General features: G+C 68.8%; 16 protein-coding genes. 6 read left to right on the top strand and 10 right to left on the bottom strand.

Going from position 1 to position 20,146, the window contains the following annotated elements; genetic code table 11:
• Positions 1-33: 33 nt before the first annotated feature.
• From HF024_RS06210 to HF024_RS06190, 5 genes are all read right to left on the bottom strand, one after another.
• Positions 34-2,385 (bottom strand): arylsulfatase, encoded by a 2,352-nt coding sequence (locus tag HF024_RS06210; protein ID WP_210724036.1) that lies wholly within the window; start codon positions 2,383-2,385, stop codon positions 34-36.
• Entirely contained in the window at positions 2,382-3,206 is an 825-nt protein-coding gene (locus HF024_RS06205; protein WP_085370788.1) for an ATP-binding cassette domain-containing protein, read from the bottom strand. Before HF024_RS06205 ends, HF024_RS06210 begins: the two co-directional genes overlap by 4 nt.
• A complete protein-coding gene (locus tag HF024_RS06200; RefSeq protein ID WP_168688994.1) occupies positions 3,203-5,041 on the bottom strand; it encodes a dipeptide/oligopeptide/nickel ABC transporter permease/ATP-binding protein in 1,839 nt (612 codons plus the stop codon). The genes HF024_RS06205 and HF024_RS06200 overlap by 4 nt, the downstream gene beginning before the upstream one ends.
• The gene (locus tag HF024_RS06195; protein ID WP_085370786.1) at positions 5,038-5,979 is read right to left on the bottom strand and encodes an ABC transporter permease; all 942 of its coding nucleotides are present in this window, start codon (positions 5,977-5,979) and stop codon (positions 5,038-5,040) included. The genes HF024_RS06200 and HF024_RS06195 overlap by 4 nt, the downstream gene beginning before the upstream one ends.
• Before the next feature lie 93 nt (positions 5,980-6,072).
• On the bottom strand, positions 6,073-7,596 hold the full coding sequence (locus HF024_RS06190; RefSeq protein WP_168688993.1) for an ABC transporter substrate-binding protein: 1,524 nt from the start codon (positions 7,594-7,596) through the stop codon (positions 6,073-6,075).
• Between the two features lie 294 nt (positions 7,597-7,890).
• Between HF024_RS06190 and hpaH the strand changes: the two genes are divergently transcribed.
• From hpaH to hpaD, 6 genes are all read left to right on the top strand, one after another.
• Positions 7,891-8,676 carry a 2-oxo-hept-4-ene-1,7-dioate hydratase gene (gene hpaH / locus HF024_RS06185; protein ID WP_168688992.1) on the top strand — a complete coding sequence of 262 codons (786 nt, stop codon included), beginning with the start codon at positions 7,891-7,893 and terminating at the stop codon, positions 8,674-8,676.
• Positions 8,661-9,470, top strand: a complete 810-nt coding sequence (locus HF024_RS06180; protein ID WP_168688991.1) for an aldolase/citrate lyase family protein — start codon at positions 8,661-8,663, stop codon at positions 9,468-9,470. The genes hpaH and HF024_RS06180 overlap by 16 nt, the downstream gene beginning before the upstream one ends.
• Positions 9,471-9,543: 73 nt before the next feature.
• A complete protein-coding gene (locus HF024_RS06175; protein WP_168688990.1) occupies positions 9,544-10,986 on the top strand; it encodes a fumarylacetoacetate hydrolase family protein in 1,443 nt (480 codons plus the stop codon).
• Positions 10,968-11,663: a GntR family transcriptional regulator gene (locus tag HF024_RS06170; RefSeq protein WP_168688989.1), complete on the top strand. Its 696-nt coding sequence runs from the start codon at positions 10,968-10,970 to the stop codon at positions 11,661-11,663. The genes HF024_RS06175 and HF024_RS06170 overlap by 19 nt, the downstream gene beginning before the upstream one ends.
• 46 nt (positions 11,664-11,709) lie before the next feature.
• Positions 11,710-13,206 (top strand): 5-carboxymethyl-2-hydroxymuconate semialdehyde dehydrogenase, encoded by a 1,497-nt coding sequence (gene hpaE, locus HF024_RS06165; protein WP_085370780.1) that lies wholly within the window; start codon positions 11,710-11,712, stop codon positions 13,204-13,206.
• Positions 13,207-13,253: 47 nt separating this feature from the next.
• Positions 13,254-14,330 carry a 3,4-dihydroxyphenylacetate 2,3-dioxygenase gene (hpaD, locus tag HF024_RS06160; RefSeq protein WP_247597328.1) on the top strand — a complete coding sequence of 359 codons (1,077 nt, stop codon included), beginning with the start codon at positions 13,254-13,256 and terminating at the stop codon, positions 14,328-14,330.
• A 99-nt stretch (positions 14,331-14,429) separates the two neighbouring features.
• On the opposite strand, the gene HF024_RS06155 is transcribed toward hpaD, so the two are convergent.
• The 5 genes from HF024_RS06155 to HF024_RS06135 all read right to left on the bottom strand — a co-directional run bounded on the left by HF024_RS06155 (position 14,430) and on the right by HF024_RS06135 (position 20,028).
• Entirely contained in the window at positions 14,430-14,960 is a 531-nt protein-coding gene (locus HF024_RS06155; protein WP_168690800.1) for a cysteine hydrolase family protein, read from the bottom strand.
• A 47-nt stretch (positions 14,961-15,007) separates the two neighbouring features.
• Entirely contained in the window at positions 15,008-16,813 is a 1,806-nt protein-coding gene (locus HF024_RS06150) for a glycoside hydrolase family 35 protein (RefSeq protein WP_168688988.1), read from the bottom strand.
• On the bottom strand, positions 16,810-17,679 hold the full coding sequence (locus HF024_RS06145; protein ID WP_247597327.1) for a carbohydrate ABC transporter permease: 870 nt from the start codon (positions 17,677-17,679) through the stop codon (positions 16,810-16,812). The genes HF024_RS06150 and HF024_RS06145 overlap by 4 nt, the downstream gene beginning before the upstream one ends.
• Positions 17,676-18,638, bottom strand: coding sequence for a sugar ABC transporter permease (locus HF024_RS06140; RefSeq protein ID WP_247597326.1), 963 nt, complete (start codon positions 18,636-18,638; stop codon positions 17,676-17,678). The genes HF024_RS06145 and HF024_RS06140 overlap by 4 nt, the downstream gene beginning before the upstream one ends.
• Positions 18,639-18,729: 91 nt before the next feature.
• Positions 18,730-20,028, bottom strand: a complete 1,299-nt coding sequence (locus HF024_RS06135) for an extracellular solute-binding protein (protein WP_210724032.1) — start codon at positions 20,026-20,028, stop codon at positions 18,730-18,732.
• Positions 20,029-20,146 lie beyond the last annotated feature (118 nt).

Raw genomic sequence — 20,146 nt, 5'->3', positions numbered from 1 at the left:
CCGAGGGGGTCGCGGCCGTTTCGTCGTGCGCCGTCACTCGTAGATGCGCGCGAGCTCCCGTTCGATCGGGATGATGACCTCGGGGTTCTCCTGCGCCTTCCGTCCCGGGACATAGCGCACCGCGTGCAGCACCCCGCTGAACGGGAACGACCTCCGCTGCTCGTACACGTCCCAGTCGACGGGGCCGCCGCGGTCCACGCCGACGCTGATGCCCGTGAACGGCGCCATCCCGACCAGCTGCAGCACCGGGCCGAGCTCTGCCACTCGCTCGCCGCCCGCCTCCACGCCGATCAGCCACCGGATGCCCGGCACGGCCTCGAAGCTCAGGGTCACGTCCCGGCCGCCCAGCGCCGTCAGCGGCACCGTCACCCGGTGCATCCGGCCGTACTCGTTGTACGCGAGCGTCAGCCGCCCGTCGGAGACCTGCAGCGCGTATCCGCCGCCCTGGTCGCCGTGTGCGACCAGCGTGCCCTCTCCCGAGGCCAGGTCGGCGCGCACCTCCACGTCGAAGCTGCGCAGCTTGGTCAGCTTGCTCGCCCGGAACCGCTCCAGCGTCGGGGTGCCGGGGTACAGGGTCACCGGCCGCTCCAGCTCGAGCTCCGTCGACGGCCGGTGCGTGAACAGCGAGCCGTCGTCGCCGAGCGGGAACACCGTGTTCCTCCACGCTGACGCACGCCACTTCTCCGCCAGCTCGGCCACCAGCTCCGGATGCGCCCCTGCCAGGTCCACGCGTTCGGTGGGGTCGTCCGCGAGGTCGTACAGCCGCCACTCCGCGTCGGTGAACGCGTCGGTCCAGCGGTGGTCGGTGACGATCTTCCACCGGCCGCTCACGAAGGCGCGGTTGCCGGCGAACTCCGAGTACTGCTCCGTGCGCGTGGCCGGAGCGCCCGCATCCCGCAGCACCGCGTCGAACGGGACGCCGTCCACCTCTTTCGCCGGGAGTCCGGCGCGCGAGGCGAGCGGTTCGACGCCCGCCAGCGACAGCAGGGTCTGCCCGAGATCGGTCACGTAGGTGTACTGGTCGCGCACGCCGTCGTCGCCAGCATCGCGCGGCAGTCCGGCCGGCCAGGAGACCACGAGCGGGACGCGGATGCCGCCCTCGTACGTCGCCCCCTTGTAGAGCCGGAACGGGGTGTTCGACGCGTACGCCCATCCGGCCGGGTAGTGCGCGAACACGCGGGGGCCGCCGATCAGCGACGGGTCGCGGTCGACGTCGCGCTCCCAGTCGGCGGGCAGTCCGGCGAGCTGCACGAACTGGCTGAAGTAGCTGCGTGTGCCCTCCGTACCTCCCTCGCCCGTGCCCCCGTTGTCGGAGGCGACCACGATGATCGTGTTCTCGTACTCTCCGCTCTCGCGCAGCGCATCCACGAGTCTCGCGAGGTTCTGGTCGACGTTGTCGACGGCGGCCGCGTACACCTCCATGTAGCGGGCGAACAGCGCGCGCTGCTCGTCGCCGAGGTCGTCCCACGCCGTGACGGGAGCGAGCGGTTCCTCGTTGCGCGGGGCAGGCACCGTCTGCGGCGGGAACAGCCCGTCCCGCACCTGCCGGGCGAACCGCTCCGACCGGATGTGGTCCCAGCCGCGCTCGTACGCCCCGCGGTACTTCTCGATGTCCGCCGCCTTCGCCTGGATCGGCCCGTGCACGGCGTGATGCGCGAAATAGAGGAAGAACGGCTTGTCCGCGTCGTTGGCGCGCAGGCCGCGGATCATGCCGACGGCGCGGTCGGTGAGGTCGTCCGTGAGGTAGTAGTCGTCCGGGAACTCGTCGACGGTCACCGGGCTGTTGTCGCTCACCAGCCGGTGCGGGTGGAACAGCGTCGTGAAGCCGTCCATCGAGCCGTAGTACCGGTCGAAGCCGCGCTGCAGCGGCCAGGAGGCTTTGTCTGCGCCGTCGTGCATCTTCGACTCGGTGGTGAGGTGCCACTTGCCCACCATGAACGTGGCGTACCCGGATGCGCGGAACGACTCCGCGATGGTCGGGACGTCGTCCGCGATCTCCATCACGTAGCCCGGGAACCCCGGATCCGCGTGCACCACCGAGGCGAAGCCCGCCCTGTGCGGGTTGAGCCCGGTGAGCAGCGCGGCGCGCGCCGGGGAGCACACCGGCGTCGAGTGGTAGTTGGTGAACCGGTAGCCGGACTCGGCGAGCTGCTGCACGGCCGGGGTGTCGATCTCGCTGCCGAACGGCGACAGGTCGCTGAACCCGAGGTCGTCGAGCAGCACCACGATCACGTTCGGCGCACCCTCGCGCGCTCGGACGCGCGGCGGCCACGACGGGATGGATGCGCTCGCCACCTCGGCGACGAACCCGCCGAACCTCTCGTACCCCCTGCTGTCCGCCGGCGCCCCGTTCGCGCCTGCCCCGGTCCCGCTCGCCCCGCTCACGCCGCCTGCTCGCGCAGCTTCAGCCACGCCGCCCGGCGCTCCGCCTGCCCGGCAGGGTCCGCGACCGGCGATGCCATCAGCAGCCGCTTGCTGTAGGGGTGCTGCGGGTCGCGCGTGACCTGCTCGCCGTCGCCCGTCTCGACGATCTCGCCGCGGTACATCACAGCGACGCGGTGGCAGATCCTGCGCACCACCCCGAGGTCGTGCGAGACGAACAGGTAGGAGACGCCGGTGTCGCGCTGCAGCTCGATGAACAGGTCGATGATGGTCGCCTGAGTGGTGAGGTCGAGTGCGCTCACCGGTTCGTCGCAGACGATCAGGCGCGGCTTGCGCACCAGCGCGCGGGCGATGGCGATGCGCTGCCGCTGCCCGCCGGAGAACTCCTTCGGGTAGCGGTCGATCACGGTCGACGGCAGCTTGACCCTGTCGAGCATCTCGGAGACGGCCGCCCGCGCATCCCGCCTGCCGGTGCCCGCCGTCGTCAGCGGCTCCGCGAGGATGTCCCCGATGGTCATGGCCGGGTTGAGCGAGCCGTACGGGTCCTGGAAGACCACCTGGATGCTCGACGCGAGCGCCCTCCGCTTCGCGCCCTTCAGCCGGGTGATGTCCTCGCCGTCGAACCGGATGCTTCCGCTCGCGACGGGCACGAGGCCGAGGATCGCCTTGCCCAGGGTGGACTTGCCGGACCCGGACTCCCCCACCAGGCCGACGCACTCTCCCGCGCCCACATCGATGGAGACCTCTTTCAGGGCGCGGAACGTCCCGCGCCGGGTGCCGTAGTCGACCACGACGTTGGATGCGCTGAGCAAGGGGGTGTTCATGCGAGGACCGCCTTCCGCGGTTCGGTGGGTTCTGTCGGCCCGCTCGATGCGGCGAGAGACGCATCCAGTTCCGACCGGCTGGCCGCGCCGTCGAGCGAGGCTGCGATCAGCTCGGCCGTGTACGGGTCCGTCGGCCGCGAGAAGATGCGCTCCACGGTGCCGACCTCCACGATGCCGCCGTCGCGCATCACCACGACGCGGTCGCAGATGTCGGCGACGACGCCGAAGTTGTGGGTCACGATCACGAGCGCCATCCGGTACTCCTGCTGCAGTTCGCGCAGCAGTTCGAGCACCTCCGCCTGCACGGTCACGTCGAGCGCCGTGGTCGGCTCGTCGGCGACCAGCACGGACGGCTTCCCGGCGATGGCCCCGGCGATCAGCACGCGCTGGGCCATTCCGCCGGAGAGCTGGTGCGGGTACGACTTCATCACCCTGGCGGGGTCGACGATGCCGACCCTGTCCAGCATCGCCAGAGCCCGGGCTGTGGCGTCCGCCTTCGACAGCTTGTGCACCGAGCGCAGGGGCTCGGTGAGCTGGTAGCCGATCGTGTACGAGGGGTCGAGGTTCGACATCGGCTCCTGCGGGATGTATCCCACCTCGTGGCCGAGCAGCTTCTGCCTGTCGGCGTGCGCCATCCTGGTCACGTCGGCCCCGCCGATCCAGAGGGCGTCGGCCGTGTACTCGCCGCCGGCCGGCAGCAGGTCGAGGATCGAGAACACCGTCTGCGACTTGCCGGAGCCGGACTCGCCGACGATGCCGAGCACCTCGCCGGGGGCGACGTCGAGGGTGATGCCGTGCACCACCTCTACTGTCCCGCCCTCCGGCGTCACGTAGTTCACCCGCAGGTTCTGCAGCTGTACGGCGGAGTCGACCGACTTGTGCGCGACGGAGCCGGTCGACGAGGTGACGACCGCCGGCTCCGCTCCGGAACGCCGTGCGCGCCGCGAGGCCTTCCTGCGCCGCCCGATCGGAGTGCGCACGCTCACCACGTCGGCGAGCGTCGAGCCGAGCACCGCCAGCGCCGCGATGGTGATGCCGAGGGCCAGCGACGGCCAGAGCAGCAGCAGAGGGGTGGTCAGCATCGTGCGGAAGCCCTCGTTCATCATCGCGCCCCAGCCGGGCGTCTTCGCCCCGCCGATGCCGAGGAACTGGAGGCCGGCCTGCATGCCCATCGCCATCCCGGCGGTCAGCGCGGTCTGGATGATGACCGGGGCGTAGACCGCCTTGACGATGTGCTTCGCCATGATCCTGGCGTTGCCGAGGCCGGAGACCTTGGCGGCATCCACGTACGGCTCGTTGCGCACCGCGAGCACGGTGGAGCGGGTGAGGCGGAAGTAGCCGGGCGCCATGAAGACGCCGAGCGTCGCCATCAGCACGGTGAAGTCGTTGCGCGTCCCCGCCGCGACGATCAGCAGGATGATCATGGCCGGGATCGCCTGCAGGGCGTCGCTCACCCAGGTGGCCGCCCTGTCGAAGAAGCGTCCGTAGTATCCGGCGGCCAGGCCGGCGGGTACGCCGACGACGACCGCGACCACGATGGTCACGAACGCGCCCCACAGGGTCGACTGCGTTCCCCAGATGAGGCGGCTCAGCACATCCCTGCCCGCGCTGTCCCCGCCCAGGGGATGCGCGGGGCTCGGCGGCGCCTTCGTCAGCGCGAGGTCGACGAAGTTGGGGTCGTGCGGCGAGAGCAGCGGTGCGAAGAACGCGACGAGCACCACGAGCACCAGCACGGCGAACGAGATCGCACCGGCAGGGCGCTTGATGAAGCGGGCGAACGTCGAGCCGCGACGACCGGCGCGCGGGTCGATGATCACGTCGGTCGGAGTCGTCATTGCACCCTCGCTTTCGGGTTGATCCAGCCGAGCGCCACGTCGAGGACGAAGTTCACGATCACCACGAAGATGACCGTGACGACGGTGATGCCGAGCAGGATTGGGATGTCGCCGTTCTGCGACGAACCGCTGGTGAGCGCTCCGATGCCCGGCAGGGAGAAGATCTGCTCCACCACGATGGCTCCGCCGAGGAGGCCGACGAACATCAGGGCGAGCACGGTGAGGGATGCCGGAGCCGCGTTCCTGATCAGGTGCACGACCACGCGGCGCTGGGACAGGCCGCGGCTGCGCAGGGTGCGCACGTAGTCCTGGTTGTTCGCGGAGATGATCGCGTTGCGCAGCTGCTCGGCGATCATCACGATGGCGCCGAGCGAGAGGGCGATGGACGGCAGGGTGATCGAGCGCAGCCACCCGTCGATGCTCTGCGACGGCTGCACGTAGCCGACGGCGGGGAACCAGTGCAGGTTCACCGCGAACCAGATCACCAGCACGAGGCTCACCCAGAAACCGGGGAGCGCGAACAGGATCACCGAGGCCGCCTTGATCACCTTGTCCAGCACGGAGCCGGGCCGGAGCCCGGCCAGCACGCCGAACAGGGCACCGAAAACGGCGGACAGCAGGGTGGCCGCCGTCACCACGGAGAGGGTGACGGGGAGCTTGATCGCGATCTGCGCGTTCACGGGCTGGAAGTTGCGCCAGGACGTTCCGAAGTCGCCGACGATCGCGTGCGAGCCCCACTCCCAGAACTGCACGAGGAGCGGGCGGTCTGTGCCGATCTTCGCAGCGAGCGCCGCCTGCTGCGCCGGCGTCGCCGACGAGCCGAGGAGCCCCGCCGTCGGGTCGCCGATGGCGGCGTGGGCGAGGAAGAACGTGCCTGTCGCCACGACGAGCAGGAGGATCACGCCGGAGACGAGCCTCTTGACCGTGAATCTGATCATGTCTTGTCCTGTCGGAGACGGGGAGCGGGTGGAACGGGAGCGGGTGGAACGGGGATGGCGGGCCGCGCTCTCACGCGGCCCGCCTGGTGTGCGTCAGCCCTTGACGGTGATCTGGCGCAGGGTGGGGAACATCATGCCGGTCACCGGGGTGATCGAGATGTTCGAGGTGGAGACGTAGCTGTTGTTCGCCTGGTACCAGACGTCGAACCACGCCTTGCCGGTCACGAGGGTGTTCAGCTTCTCGATCTCGGCGGTCTGCTTGCTCGGGTCGGCGGAGAGGACCTTCTCGACCTGTGCCTGCACATCCGGGAACTTCTCGACCTGCGGGGTCGGGTTGAACCACTGCGGCAGGTTGATCATGCGCTGCACCGTCGCGACCGGGTTCGAGTCCATCGCGAGGAAGGAGACGAACATCGGGTAGGTCGGCGCGTTCTTCTGGTAGTCCATGTACTGCATGTCGTCCCAGGTGACTGTGATGCCGAGCTGGCCGAAGGTCTGGTCGACGACCGGCTGCCAGACCTGGAAGACCTGGGACATCGGCATGTGCAGGTCGAACCCGTCGGCGTATCCGGCGTCGGCGAGAAGCGACTTGGCCTTGGCGATGGAGAATTTGTACTCACCGTTCAGGCTCTTCACGTTGCCCGGCGTGCCGTCGGGGAACACCTGGTTGGACACCGCTCCTGCTCCGCTGCCGACCGACTTCAGGATGCTCGCACCGTCGAACGCGTAGTTCAGCGCCTGGCGCACCTTCTCATTGCCGAGCGGCTTGAACTTCTCCCCCGCACGGTCGGTGAACTGCAGACCGACCCAGCCGGAGACCTTGGCCGCGACGTTCCAGTTGTTCTCCTTGGCCTGCTTGAGAGCTGTGTCGTCGGCGTAGTTCACGTTGATCTGACCGGAGGCCATCGCGTTGTCGCGGGCCGTCGCATCCTGGATCGGGTAGATCGCCAGCGGGTCGAACGGGAACTGCTTCGCGTCCCAGTGGTTCGCGACCTTCTTGAAGTGGTATTCGGAGCCGGCGACGCTCGAGGTCTCGAGCGTGTACGGGCCAGAGCCCTCCGGGGTCTTCGCGAGCGTGCCGGCCGCGATGGCCTTGGGCGCCATCATCCAGCTGCGGCCGATGCCCATGAAGTAGAGCAGGGTGTCGTCGCGCTTGGTGAGGTCGATCTCCAGGGTCTTGTCGTCGACGGCCACGAACTTCGCGACGTTCTCGTACGCCTCGCCGGAGCGCGCGCCCTTCTTGAGGTAGTCGAGGCTCTTCACCGCTGCTGCCGCGTCGAATGCCTCCCCGTCGCTGAACTTCACGCCGGTGCGGAGGGTCATGGTGACCTTCAGGAAGTCGTCGGAGACCTTCCAGGAGGTGGCGAGGGCCGGCGTGGGCTTGCCGTCGCCGTCGACGCTGACCAGCGGGTCGTAGACCGCCGACAGGTACGGGCCATCGAAGCCGATATCGGCGAGCGACGGATCCCAGCTGGTCACATCGGCGAAGTTCCCGATGTTGAGCGGGCCACCGGATGCGCCGGTCGTGGCCTTGGTGTCGCTTCCCCCTGAGCCGCATGCGGTCAACGCAAGCGCGGTCACGGCGGCGACGGCCACCGCGATCATTGCTTTCTTCATGTCTTCTTCTCTCGGTTGGCAAGGCAGGAGCTAAAACATCAATCGAACGCTGCGCAGGCGTACGACACAGCAGTTACTGATCCGGTCGTCAACCGAGGTTGGCTACACATCGCTGTGTCGTGGCGGTAATTCTACAGTTGTTGACAAGAAAAACAACCTGTGGAGAAAAACGGGGTGAGACGAGCTTTCCATGACTCGGCCGCTCCGCGAAATCGCCAAGATGTACGGGATGATATACGATTCACCCGAGGCTGCTCCGGCGGCCAGAACCTCCGACGACGAAGGGACCATCCGGTGCTCGAAGACTCGACCATCCACTCGATCGCGGACGAACTGGCGGCCGCAGAACGCGACCGCAACACCGTGCCGCTGCTCACCGCCCGCCATCCGGAGATGACCGTCGAGGACTCGTACGCGGTCCAGAACGTCTGGAAGGAACGCGGCATCGCCGCTGGACGCAGACTGGTCGGCCACAAGATCGGCCTCACCTCCAAGGTGATGCAGCAGGCGACCGGGATCACCGAGCCCGACTACGGCGTCATCTTCGACGACATGGTCTTCGAGACCGGTTCCGTCATCCCGTTCGACGCGTACTCCAACGTGCGCATCGAGGTCGAGCTGGCGTTCGTGCTCGGCGAGAGCCTCACCGGCCCGGACTGCACGCTCTACGACGTGCTCGACGCGACGAAGTACGTCGTCCCCGCGCTCGAGATCCTCAGCTCCCGCATCGAGATGGCAGGGCGCACGATCGTCGACACCATCTCGGACAACGCCGCGATGGGCGGCATGGTCGTCGGGGGCCGTCCTGTGGCCGTGGATGCCGTCGACCTGCGCTGGGTGTCCGCCCTCCTCTACCGCAACGAAACCATCGAGGAGTCCGGCGTCGCCGCCGCCGTCCTCAACCACCCGGCCTCCGGCGTCGCGTGGCTCGCGAACAAGCTCGCGGCGCACGGCACCACCCTCGAAGCCGGCGAGATCGTCCTCGCCGGCTCGTTCACCCGCCCGATGTGGGTGGAACGCGGCGACACCGTCCACGCAGACTACGGAACCCTGGGAGCCATCACATGCCGATTCGCCTAGAACCAACACCCACGCTCGCCGACCGGCTGCGCACAGCATCCCGTCCCCAGTTCGGCATCTGGTCGTGCTCCGGCAGCGCGCTCGTCGCCGAGATCTGTGCGGGGGCCGGACTGGACATCGTGCTCATCGACGGGGAGCACTCCCCCGTCGGCCTCGAGTCGATCCTCGCGCAGCTGCAGGCCGTCGCCGCGTATCCGGTGACGCCGCTGGTGCGCGCGCCGATCGGCGACACGGTGATCGTCAAGCAGCTGCTCGACCTCGGGGCGCAGAACCTGCTCATCCCGATGGTGAACAGCGCGGAGCAGGCTGCGGAGATGGTCGCCGCCGTCCGCTACCCACCGGCCGGGGTCCGCGGCGTCGGCAGCGCCCTCGCCCGCTCCGCCCGGTGGAGCAGGATCGACGACTACCTCTCCCGCGCCGACGGCCTCGTCTCCCTGTACGTGCAGATCGAGACCGTGGATGGGCTGGCGAACGTCGACGAGATCGCTGCGGTCGACGGCGTCGACGGCCTCCTGGTCGGTCCGGCCGATCTCGCGGCGTCGATGGGACTCCTCGGCCAGCAGACCCATCCGGAGGTCGTCGCCGCCGTCGAGACGGCCATCGCGGCGGGGACGGCGGCGGGCAAGCCGGTCGGCGTGAACGCGTTCGACCCGGTCGCCGCCGACCGCTATCTCGCCGCCGGTGCGCGCTGGGTGCTGGTCGGCGCCGATGTCGCCCTGCTGGCGCGCGCCTCCGAGGCGCTGGCCGATCGCTTCATCGGCGGCGGTTCCGATGTCGCGCCCGCGAGCTACTGATGCGCGCTGGCGCACGCCTCACGAATCGTATACAATCTCAGATACAGTCCCCGATGACGAGGAGAACCACCCCGTGAGCGACATCAGCCTCCCCGGCAAGATCATCGCCGTGCACCTGAACTACCGTTCGCGTGCCGCGCAGCGAGGTCGCACACCCGCCACCCCGTCCTACTTCCTCAAGCCGGCCTCCTCCATCGCCGCCTCCGGCTCCGAGCTGGAACGCCCGGCGGGAACCGAACTCCTCGCCTTCGAGGGGGAGATCGCGCTCATCATCGGCCGACCGACCCGCCGGGTCTCCCCCGAGGACGGCTGGGCGGCCGTCTCCGGCGTCACCGCGGCGAACGACTTCGGCGTCTACGACCTGCGTGCGGCGGACAAGGGCTCCAACGTCCGCTCCAAGGGCGGCGACGGCTTCACGCCCATCGGCGCCCGCATCATCCCGGCGGACGCCGTCTCCCCCGACGCCCTCCGCGTGCGCACCTGGCTGAACGGCGAACTGGTGCAGGAAGGCACGACGGACGACCTGCTCTTCCCGTTCGGCCAGCTCGTCGCCGACCTCTCCCAGCTGCTCACCCTGGAGCCGGGAGACATCATCCTCACCGGCACCCCGGCAGGCTCGTCCGTCACGCAGCCGGGCGACCTGGTCGAGGTCGAGGTCGACGCGCCGACGGCCCCGGATGCGCCGAGCACCGGCCGCCTCGCCACCCGCATCACCGAGGGCACCGTCCCGTTCGGCGACTTCGGCACGAAGCCCGCCGTGGACGACCTGCAGCGCTCGGAGGCCTGGGGCACTCCTCCCGCCCCCGCGGCTCCCGGATTCGTGTTGACCGACGAACTGCGCGCCCAGCTGCTCTCCGTCTCCACCGCCACCCTCAGCTCCCAGCTGCGGAAGCGCGGCCTGAACAACGTCTCGATCGACGGCCTCAGCTCCACCCGGCCGGACGCCAAGCTGGTGGGCCGCGCCAAGACGCTCCGCTACCTGCCGAACCGCGAAGACCTCTTCGCAGCGCACGGGGGCGGATACAACGCCCAGAAGCGCGCCTTCGACGCCCTCGGCCCCGGCGACGTGCTGGTCATCGAGGCCCGCGGCGAGCGCGGCAGCGGCACCGTCGGCGACGTGCTCGCCCTGCGGGCGCAGGTCGCCGGCGCTGCGGGCATCGTCACGGACGGAGGCGTGCGCGACCTCGCGATCGTCGCCGCGCTTGACATCCCCACCTACCACGCGGGCGGTCACCCGGCCGTCCTCGGCCGCAAGCACGTGCCGTGGGATGCGGACATCACCGTCGCCTGCGGCGGCGCGGCCGTGCAGCCGGGCGACGTGATCGTCGGCGACGCCGACGGCCTGCTCGTCATCCCGACCGCCCTGGTCGAGGAGGTCGTGGCCGACGCGCTCGAACAGGAGCGCGAAGAGGAGTTCATCGCCGAGCAGGTCGCTGCCGGCGCGACGATCGACGGTCTGTTCCCGATGAACGCCGAATGGAAGGACAGGTACCGCGTGTGGCTGACACAGCAGTAGGAACCGCGAAGACGGCGACGCCGAGCAAATCCCAACTCGCATACGACTGGATCAGGGAGCGCATCGACGACGGCAGGTACGTGTCCGGATTCCGGCTCGTGCTCGGCCAGATCGCCGGGGAGCTCGGCATCAGCGTCGTGCCCGTGCGCGAGGCGATCCGCCGGCTGGAGGCGGAAGGGCTGGTGACGTTCGAGAAGAACGTCGGCGCCCAGGTCGCCCTGCTGCACGACACCGAGTACACGTACACGATGGAGACGCTCGCCCTGGTCGAGGGCGCAGCGACCCAGATGTCCGCTCCCCTGCTGAACGGCGACCACCTGCACAGGGCCCGGTCGATCAACCGGGAGATGATCGCGTGCCTCGACGACTTCATCCCGCACCGGTTCACCGAGCTGAACCTGGAGTTCCACGCCGTCCTGTTCGAGGAGTGCCCGAACCCGCACATCCTGGATCTTGTGCACCGCGGCTGGAACCGGCTGAAGGTGCTGCGCGACTCCACCTTCAGCTTCGTTCCCGGCCGTGCCCGCGAATCCGTCGAGGAGCACGAGCAGATCCTGAAGCTCATCGAGCGGGGGGCCGAGCCTCTCGACATCGAGCTGGCCGCCCGCCGCCACCGCCTCGCGACCCTGGATGCGTTCCACGCCTATCAAGACGAGCACAAGCACCCGCAGCACTGAGACCACTACACATCAATTCACCGACCGCCGAAGGAGGCGTGCGCCCATGACGCAGCACTACATTCCGGAGAATCTGCCAGACAGCATCCAGCACTTCATCGACGGCGCCTTCGTCGACAGCGTTTCCGGCGCGACGTTCGACGTGCTCGACCCTGTGTCGAACGAGACGTACGTCACCGCCGCGGCCGGCCAGAAGGAGGACATCGACCTCGCCGTCGCCGCCGCCACCCGCGCCTTCAAGGAAGGCCCGTGGCCGCGGATGAAGCCGCGCGAGCGGGCTCGCATCCTGAACCGCGTCGCCGACGCCGTCGAAGCCCAGGATGCACGCCTCGCCGAGCTGGAGACCTTCGACACCGGCCTCCCGATCACCCAGGCGCTCGGCCAGGCGCAGCGCGCTGCGGAGAACTTCCGGTTCTTCGCCGACCTGATCGTCGCCCAGGCCGACGACGCGTTCAAGGTGCCCGGCTCGCAGCTCAACTACGTCAACCGCAAGCCGATCGGCGTCGCCGGCCTCATCACGCCGTGGAACACCCCCTTCATGCTGGAGAGCTGGAAGCTCGCCCCCGCGCTCGCCTCCGGCTGCACGGTCGTGCTCAAGCCCGCGGAGTTCACACCGCTCTCCGCCAGCCTGTGGGCGCAGATCTTCCGCGACGCCGGGGTGCCGGACGGCGTGTTCAACCTCGTCAACGGCCTCGGAGAGGAGGCGGGAGACGCGCTGGTGAAGCATCCGGATGTCCCGCTCATCTCGTTCACGGGTGAGAGCCGCACCGGCCAGCTGATCTTCGGCAACGCCGCTCCCTTTCTTAAGGGCCTGTCGATGGAGCTCGGCGGTAAGTCACCGGCCGTCGTCTTCGCCGACGCCGACCTGGACGCCGCGATCGACTCCACCCTGTTCGGCGTGTTCTCGCTGAACGGCGAGCGTTGCACGGCGGGCAGCCGCATCCTGGTCGAGCGCAGCGTCTACGACGACTTCTGCGCCCGCTATGCCGCCCGCGCCAAGAACATCGTCGTCGGAGACCCGCACGACCCGAAGACCGAGGTGGGCGCGCTCGTGCACCCCGAGCACTACGACAAGGTGATGAGCTACGTCGAGCTGGGCAAGCAGGAGGGCCGGCTCCTCGCCGGAGGCGGCCGTCCGGAGGGCATCGACCACGGCAATTATGTGGCGCCCACCGTGTTCGCCGATGTCGCACCGGATGCGCGGATCTTCCAGGAGGAGATCTTCGGCCCCGTCGTCGCCATCACGCCGTTCGACTCCGACGAGGAGGCCCTCGAGCTCGCCAACGGCGTCCGCTACGGCCTCGCCGCATACATCTGGACCAGCGACCTGAAGCGCGCGCACACCTTCGCCCAGAACGTCGAGGCCGGGATGGTGTGGCTCAACTCGCACAACGTCCGCGACCTGCGCACCCCGTTCGGCGGCGTCAAGGCGTCCGGGCTCGGTCACGAGGGCGGCTACCGCTCGATCGACTTCTACACCGACCAGCAGGCCGTGCACATCACCCTCGGCCCGGTGCACACCGCACGCTTCGGCGCCAACTGACCTTCACCCCTTACTCCCCCCTCAACGAAGAGAAAGCGATTCACCCCATGACCACCACCGCCATCCCCACCCCGAAGGCGACGCCGCCGGACGTCGTGCGTTGCGCGTACATGGAGCTCGTCGTCACCGACCTGCAGGCCAGCCGCGACTTCTACGTCGACGTGCTCGACCTGGTCGTGACCGAGGAGGACGAGAACGCGGTCTACCTGCGCAGCTTCGAGGAGTTCATCCACCACAACCTGGTGCTCCGCAAGGGACCTGTCGCCGCCGTCGCGGCGTTCGCGTACCGGGTGCGCACCCCGGAAGACCTGGACCGCGCCGTCGAGTTCTACACCGAGCTGGGATGCCGCGTCGAGCGCAACGCCTCCGGATTCACGAAGGGCGTCGGCGACTCCGTCCGTGTCGAAGACCCGCTCGGCTTCCCGTACGAGTTCTTCTACGACGTGCAGCACGTCGAGCGCCTCGCCTGGCGGTACGACCTCTACACCCCCGGCGCGCTGGTCCGTCTCGACCACTTCAACCAGGTGACCCCCGACGTGCCCCGCGCCGTCAAGTACATGGAGGACCTCGGCTTCCGCGTCACGGAGGACATCCAGGACGAGGCGGGCACCACCTACGCCGCGTGGATGCGCCGCAAGCCCACCGTGCACGACACCGCGATGACGGGCGGCGACGGCCCCCGGATGCACCACGTCGCGTTCGCCACGCACGAGAAGCACAACATCATCGCGATCTGCGACAAGCTCGGCGCCCTCCGCCGCAGCGACGCGATCGAGCGCGGCCCCGGCCGCCACGGCGTCTCCAACGCGTTCTACCTCTACCTGCGCGACCCGGACGGCCACCGCGTCGAGATCTACACCCAGGACTACTACACCGGCGACCCGGACAACCCCGTCGTCACCTGGGACGTGCACGACAACCAGCGCCGCGACTGGTGGGGCAACCCCGTCGTCCCGTCCTGGTACACCGACGCCTCCCCGGTGCTCGACCTCGACGGCAACCCCCAGCCGCTCACCTCCCGCACCGACGACTCCGAGATGGACGTCACCATCGGCGCAGACGGCTTCTCGTACACCCGCAAGGGCGAGGAAACCCAGGGCTTCAAGCTCGGAGCCACCCTCTAGCCGCGAGCCCCCCTCCCCAAACAATCGAGTCCGAACTTGTTCACGCGACACGCCGGTGTCAGGCGTGAACAACTTCGGACTCGATGTTTTCGGGGGGGGTCAGAACGCGACGTCGGCCGCCGGAACGACGGCGAACGTCTGGTCGGGGTAGCGCAGCCCGGAGAAGTACCTGTTGGTGTGCGCGATGATCTGCTGGGCCGTCAGTTGCTCGCCGTCCCACTCCGCGTCCGTCGTGGTGTGGGCGTCGCCCACCAGCGTCACGTCGTAGCCGCGGACGGCGGCGGCCTGCGTCGTGGTCCTGATGCAGTAGTCGGACTGTGCGCCGGCGACCACGATGTGGGTCACGTCGAAGCCTTCGAGCAGCTCGTCGAGCCCGGTGTCCGCGAACGCGTCGCGGTACGACTTGCGCACGAGCGGCTCCCCGAGCGCTCTGGTGAGCCCCTCCACGAGTCCCCAGCCTTCACTGTCCTGCGGGAAGTCGTGCTCGTCCTGCACCCAGATGATCGGCACCCGCTCGTCCCTCGCCCGATCGACCAGTGCGGCCGTGCGGCTGACGACGCCCTCCGCGTCGAAGCACTCCGCGAGCACCCCCCGCTGCAGGTCGATGACGATGAGGACGGTGGGGTTCACAGATGAGCGCACCCCCTCATCTTGCCGCACGGCACCGACACCCGCCGTCAGAAGGTCTCGACGTATTCCTCCCGCTCCCCCAGCTCCGGTCGTGCGCGGAATTCGACCGTCGTCCCCGAGCGATGGAGCTCGAGCACGGTCACCGTGTTCTCCCCCTCCACCAGCAGAGGAGCGGGGACATACAGGGTCCGCTGGGGGCCGATCTCCCAGTAGCGCCCGAGCAGGAAGCCGTTCACCCAGACGAATCCCTTGCCGAAGCCGGGCAGCGCGAGGAAAGCGTCGGCCGGTTCGCCTGCGCCGAGCACGACCCGTGCCGTCGAGAACCCGGCGGCGTCCGCATCCCTGGTCGCTGCGTACGCGCCGGCGAAGCCGGCGACCTCGCTCGCCGTCCACTCGTCGAGCGGCAGCGCCCTGGCCGTCCAGCCGTGCACCAGCCTGCGCCCGACCTGAACACCGCCCAGGATGCCCTTCCCCTGCCCGAGCAGCGGCCCGTAGTTGATGCGTCCCTGGTTCTCCACCAGCAGCTGCAGCGCGATCGTCTCGCCTCTGCCCGTCACCGGGACGGATCCGTCGGCGTCGAGCGTGCCGCACGGCACACCGTCCACGAACACCTGGGCCCGGTCGTGCAGCCCGGTGACCGTGATCGCGTTCTCCCCGCGCGGCAGCAGCGGAGAAGCACTGTAGAGCACCATCCCGGAGGCGATCCCCAGCTCGTCGAAGCTCGGCGGCGCCGGGTGCTCGGCGGTCACGGGCGCCGACAGGAGCGCCTCCAGGAGCCCGGCGCCCTTCGTCACCCGCACACTGCGTCCGGTCAGGATGCGCGGATCGCCGGGCACGGCGGGAACCGGCCTCCCGCTCACGGCCGAGAACCGCTCGCGGAAGGCGTGGAACTTCTCGGTGACCGCCCCGTGCTCCGCGATCGGAGCGTCCGAGTCGTAACTGGTGATCGTCGGCTGCAGCCGTCCATCGTGGTTCGCGCCCGCCCATAGCCCGAAGTTGGTGCCGCCGTGCGCCATGTACAGGCTCACGGAACCGCCGACGTCCAGGATCTCGTCCAGGGTGGCGTCTGCGCTCGGCACAGAGCGCACGTGGTGCAGCTCGCCCCAGTGGTCGAACCAGCCGTTCCAGAATTCGGCGCAGAGGAACGGCTCCCCGTCGCGCCGCGCGCTGAGCAGAGCGGACGCCTCCCGTGCACGCGACCCGAAGGTCGCCGTGGCGAGCACCCCGGGGATGCTCCCCCCGTCGAGCATGAGGTCGGTCGGCCCATCGGCGGTGTAGAGGAGTTCCGTCACGCCGCGCTCGGTCAGCGCGTCACGCAGCCAGGTCAGGTATCCCGCGTCGTCGCCGTAGCTGCCGTACTCGTTCTCCACCTGGACGGCCACGATCGGGCCGCCGTTCGACGCCTGCAGCGCCGCGAGGCGCGGGATGAGGTCGTCGAACCAGGTGGACACGGCGGAGAGGTACGCGGGCTCCGAGCTGCGTGCCCGCATCCCGATCCTGCCGGTGAGCCAGGCGGGAAGGCCGCCGTTGTCCCACTCGGCGCAGATGTACGGGCCCGGCCGCACGATGACGTCGAGCCCCACGTCCCCGGCCAGCAGGATGAACGCTTCGAGGTCGCGCCAGCCATCGAACGACGCCGGCCGATCTGCATGCCGCTGGTGGAAGTTCCACGCGACATAGGTGTCCACGGTGTTCAGCCCGAGCGCCACGATCCGCTCGAGACGGTCCCGCCACTGCTCGGGATGCACGCGGAAGTAGTGCATCGAGCCGGACAGCACCCGGTGCGGCTCTCCCGCGCGCAGCAGCGTGCCGTCCCGGTAGCTCAGCAGGGCGGTGGTGGCCGTCAGCGTCATTTCACCGCTCCCGCCGTCATGCCGGCACGCCAGAACCGCTGCAGGGCGAGGAACGCCACGATGAGCGGGACGACGGAGACCAGAGAGCCGATCACCACGAGGGGCGGGGGCACAGCGACGTGGCTGGCGTTCCAGCCGACCAGGCCGACCGTGACCGGCTGCATGTGGTCGTCGCCGAGCACCATCGCGGGAAGGAGGTAGTTGTTCCAGATGTCGACGAACTGGAACAGGAAGATCGTCACCAGCGCCGGCAGCATCATCTTCGTGGAGATGGCGCGGAAGATCCGGAACTCGCTCGCGCCGTCCAGGCGACCGGCCTCGATCACTTCGTCCGGCACGGACTGCGCCGCGAACACGCGCGCCAGGTAGACGCCGAACGGGCTGACGATGCTGGGCAGCAGCACCGCGAGCGGGTTGTTGATCAGGTGCACGCCGGAGAACATCAGGTACAGCGGGAGCGTGAACAGGATCTTGGGCACGAGCACGGCCGCGAGGATCACGCCGAACGCCGCTCCCCTGCCGGGGAAGTCGTATTTCGCCAGCGCGTATCCGCCCATCGCGGACAGGACGGTGCCGATCGCGGCGCCGACGCCGCAGTAGAGCAGGCTGTTCAGCATCCACTGCCAGAAGATCCCGTCGTTCTGGGCGGTGAGCCTGGCCAGGTTGTCGAACAGGCCGAACCCGTCGAACCAGAGACCGCTGCCGGAGAACTGCTCGCCGAACGGCTTGGTCGCCGCCACCAGCAGCCACCAGAGCGGGAAGAGGAAGTACACGGTGGAGACGGCGAGCAGCACCATCACGACGGTGCGGCTGAGCGGGGAGGTGTCCCTCCTGCTCCTGATGCCGCGAGGGCTGATGGCGGTCACGCCTTGTCTCCTTTGCTGGTGAGACGGAAGAACACGAACGAGATCACGCCGACGAGCACCGCCAGGATGACCGACTGCGCCGCCGCGTACGGATAGTTGCCAGCGCCGACGGCTGCCTGCGCAGACATGATCGGGGTGAACGTGGACGAGACGGACCCGCCGGAGATGGGCTGCAGCACCGTCGGCTCGTTGTAGAGCTGGGCGGACCCGATGATCGAGAACACCGCTGTGAGCACGATCGCGCTGCGCACCATCGGGATCTTCACGCTCCACGCCGTGCGGAATGCCGACGCCCCGTCGAGCTTCGCCGCTTCGAGCACCTCGGCGGGGATCGACTGCAGCGCGGCGTAGATGATGATCATGTTGTATCCGGTCCAGCTCCAGGTGACGATGTTCGCCACCGACCAGAGCACGGTGCCGTCGTCGAAGAACGGCAGCTGGATGCCGAGGGGCTCCAGCAGGTGGTTGATCGGGCTCGACGTCGTCGAGTACATGAACGACCAGACCAGTGCGGCGCTCACGCCGGGGATCGCATACGGGAGGAAGCTCGACAGCCGGAAGAAGCCCTTGCCGCGGGCCGACTTCGAGTCGATCAGCAGCGCAAGGGCCAGCGCGAGACCGAGCATCAGCGGCACCTGCACCACCCCGAACAGGGCCACCCGGCCGAGCGACGCCGTGAAGTCGGGGTCGGAGAACGCGTGCGCGTAGTTCGCGAACGGGTCGAACACCTGCGTCGGCGCCGTCAGCCCCAGTCCGGAGCGCTTCACCGTGAACAGGCTGCTGATGAAGGCATAGACGATCGGCGCGATGTACATGCCCAGGAAGAGCACGAAGAACGGCCCGAGGAACAGCAGCGGCGCCCGCCAGTCGAACGAGCGGCGCCTGCGCGGCGCCCGCCCGGTCGACGGCGCTGCGTCCGCGGTGGTCGCCATGCGCTCGGCGACGGCCAGGTCGGTCACGTTTCCTTCTCTCCGCACACGGGATGCGCGTGCTCGTCCACGGTGGATGCGGCGGCCGCCCGCGTGGTCGGCGCGCCGCATCCACCTGTCACTACTGGGAGACCGTCAGGCCCTGCTTCTTCAGCTCCGCCACCGTCTTCTGCTGCGCTGTCTTCAGCGCGTCGGCGATGGTGCCCTGACCGGCCCAGGCTTTGCCGAGGCCGTCGTCGAGGTCGGCGGCGGTCTTCGTCATCACCGGGCCCCATGTCCAGTCCTGGTTCACTTTCGGCGCCGCCTTCGCGAAGACATCGAAGATCTTCTGGCCGCCGAAGTACGGGTCGGCTTCCGTGAGCGCAGGCAGGTCGGTCAGCGCCGTCGCGGCCGGGTAGAGGCCGGCCTTCTGCACGAGCGTCGCGTACGTGTCCTTGTCCGTGCTCAGCCAGTGCGCGAACTCCCAGGCCGCCTTCGGCGTCTTGCAGCCCTTCAGCACGGCGGTCGCGGAGCCTCCCGCGTTGCCGACCTGGTCGTCCCCCGCCTTCCACTGCGGCATCGGCGCGACGGCCCACTTGCCCGAGCCGTTCGCCGCACCGCCCTTGATGACCCCCGCCTGCCAGACGGCCCCGACGACGGTGGCGATGCTGCCGTCGCCGAGGCCCGTGTACCAGGCCTGGTCGTACATCGGGGCGCTGCTGATCAGTCCTTCGGTGACGAGCCCCTGCCAGTAGTCGGCCACCTCCGCGTTGGCGTCGGAGGCCATCGAGACCTTCCACGCGTCACCGTCGACGCTGAACCACTTCGCGCCGGTCTGCCAGGCGAGCCCGGCGTAGTCGTAGTCGAGGTATGGGGACGAGATGAACTTCTTCGGGTCGGAGGCGTGGATCTTCTCCGCGTCCGCCTTGTACTCGTCCCAGGTGGCCGGGGCGGAGAGGCCGAGCGAGTCGAACAGCTCCTTGTTGTAGAACAGGCCCATTGGCCCCGTGTCGACCGGGGCGCCGTAGACCGCGTCGCCGATGCTCACCGAGCTCCATGCGGCGGGCTGGAAGTCCTCTTTGTCATCGTTCGCATACTGCGAGACGTCGTCGAGTGCCCCCTGCGCCGCGAAGCTCGGCAGGGTCTCGTATCCCACCTGCGCGAGACACGGGGCGTTGTTCGCGGTGACCGCGTTGAGCATCTTCTGGTAGCCGCCCTTCGAGCCGGGCTGCACCTCCTGATACGTCACCGTCACGTCCTTGTGCGATGCGTTGAATGCCTTGACGGCGTCGGCGTATCCAGGGGCCCAGCCCCAGAACGTGACCTTCGCCGTGCTCGGCTCGGTGGATCCTGCGCTGCCGGAACACCCGGCGAGCGACATCAGGCCGAGCGCAACCGCCCCCGCCGCGCCCGCCATACGGATTGCTGCTGACTTCTTCACTGCCTCTCCTTTGATCACAGGAACCCGAGAGCGGGTTCGAGATGCGAGTGTCGCACAGAATTGATAGCGATAACAACTTGTCAATCCGAATTGATCGAAACGGCCGGAAATCTGCGCG

The sequence above is a fragment of the Leifsonia sp. PS1209 genome, assembly GCF_012317045.1.
GTDB lineage: Bacteria > Actinomycetota > Actinomycetes > Actinomycetales > Microbacteriaceae > Leifsonia.
Note: the sequence above shows the minus strand (reverse complement) of the source record. Positions and strands in the feature narration are given on the sequence as shown.